The following is a 246-nucleotide window of genomic DNA, read 5'->3' on the forward strand; positions in this document are numbered from 1 at the left end:
GCGCAAGGCGTGGTGCAGATGGGTGATCTTATCGTCGTGACCTGGGGCGAGCCCATCGGCCAGGTCGGCGGCACCAACGCGCTGAAGATTCTGCGCGTTGGCGAGTACTGATTTTTCATCGTTCTGGAGTTTTCATCATGCCTCTCGTATCCATGCGTCAACTGCTGGACCACGCCGCCGAAAACGGTTACGGCCTGCCGGCCTTCAACGTCAACAACCTGGAGCAGGTCACTGCCATCATGGAAG

The 246-nt window shown here is 58.5% G+C and carries 1 protein-coding gene; it reads left to right on the forward strand.

Annotation, left to right across the window (positions count from 1 at the left end; all coding sequences use genetic code 11):
• Positions 1 to 137: 137 nt before the first annotated feature.
• Positions 138 to 246: class II fructose-bisphosphate aldolase (locus tag HWD97_RS24420; protein ID WP_371835833.1), on the forward strand; the 109-nt coding region annotated here is incomplete at its 3' end.

The organism is Ochrobactrum sp. C6C9, from assembly GCF_022627935.1.
Lineage (GTDB): Bacteria > Pseudomonadota > Alphaproteobacteria > Rhizobiales > Rhizobiaceae > Brucella > Brucella teleogrylli.